The 1601-nt window shown below is 57.8% G+C and carries 1 rRNA gene; it reads right to left on the bottom strand.

Annotated elements, in window-relative coordinates:
- Positions 1 to 37: 37 nt before the first annotated feature.
- Positions 38 to 1570: ribosomal RNA gene (locus tag D458_RS0132635) — 16S ribosomal RNA — on the bottom strand.
- Between the last annotated feature and the right edge of the window lie 31 nt (positions 1571 to 1601).

Genomic DNA, 1601 nt, shown 5'->3' with positions numbered 1-1601 from the left:
GCGGTAGAAAAAGTGCCGACCTGTAAAGACTCCTTAGAAAGGAGGTGATCCAGCCGCACCTTCCGGTACGGCTACCTTGTTACGACTTCGTCCCAATCGCCAGCCCCACCTTCACTCATTCCCTCCCCGAAGGGTTAGGCCACAAGTTTCGGGTGTTGCCGACTTTCATGACGTGACGGGCGGTGTGTACAAGGCCCGGGAACGTATTCACCGCGGCGTTGCTGATCCGCGATTACTAGCGACTCCACCTTCATGGGGTCGAGTTGCAGACCCCAATCCGAACTGAGACCGGCTTTAAGGGATTCGCTCCACCTTACGGTATCGCACGCCCATTGTACCGGCCATTGTAGCATGTTTGCAGCCCAAGACATAAGGGGCATGATGACTTGACGTCGTCCCCACCTTCCTCCGAGTTGACCCCGGCAGTCTCCTATGAGTCCCCACCATTACGTGCTGGCAACATAGAACAAGGGTTGCGCTCGTTGCGGGACTTAACCCAACATCTCACGACACGAGCTGACGACAGCCATGCACCACCTGTCACCCACCAACTAAATGACCCTGTATCTCTACAGGTCCACGGGTGATGTCAAACCTTGGTAAGGTTCTTCGCGTTGCGTCGAATTAAGCAACATGCTCCGCCGCTTGTGCGGGCCCCCGTCAATTCCTTTGAGTTTTAGCCTTGCGGCCGTACTCCCCAGGCGGGGCGCTTAATGCGTTAGCTACGGCGCGGAAACCGTGGAAAGTCCCCACACCTAGCGCCCAACGTTTACGGCATGGACTACCAGGGTATCTAATCCTGTTCGCTCCCCATGCTTTCGCTCCTCAGCGTCAGGTAAGGCCCAGAGACCCGCCTTCGCCACCGGTGTTCCTCCTGATATCTGCGCATTTCACCGCTACACCAGGAATTCCAGTCTCCCCTACCTACCTCTAGCATGCCCGTATCCACTGCAGAACCGGAGTTAAGCCCCGGTCTTTCACAGCAGACGTGACACGCCGCCTACGAGCTCTTTACGCCCAATAATTCCGGACAACGCTCGGACCCTACGTATTACCGCGGCTGCTGGCACGTAGTTAGCCGGTCCTTATTCCCCACCTACCGTCAACCCCACGAGAACGTGGAGCCTGCGTTGGTGGTAAAAGAGGTTTACAACCCGAAGGCCGTCATCCCCCACGCGGCGTCGCTGCATCAGGCTTTCGCCCATTGTGCAATATTCCCCACTGCTGCCTCCCGCAGGAGTCTGGGCCGTGTCTCAGTCCCAGTGTGGCCGGTCGCCCTCTCAGGCCGGCTACCCGTAATCGCCTTGGTAGGCCTTTACCCCACCAACAAGCTGATAGGCCGCGAGCCCATCCCTGACCGATAAAACTTTCCACCCTCCAGCATGAGCTGAAAGGTCGTATCCGGTATTAGACGGCGTTTCCACCGCTTATCCCAGAGTCAGGGGCAGGTTGCTCACGTGTTACTCACCCGTTCGCCGCTCGTGTACCCCGAAGGGCCTTACCGCTCGACTTGCATGTGTTAAGCACGCCGCCAGCGTTCGTCCTGAGCCAGGATCAAACTCTCCATAAAGGTCATACCATCCATCCCGGCGACCGCGAGG

The organism is Nocardiopsis ganjiahuensis DSM 45031, assembly GCF_000341085.1.
GTDB classification, from domain to species: Bacteria; Actinomycetota; Actinomycetes; order Streptosporangiales; family Streptosporangiaceae; genus Nocardiopsis; species Nocardiopsis ganjiahuensis.
Note: the sequence above shows the minus strand (reverse complement) of the source record. Positions and strands in the feature narration are given on the sequence as shown.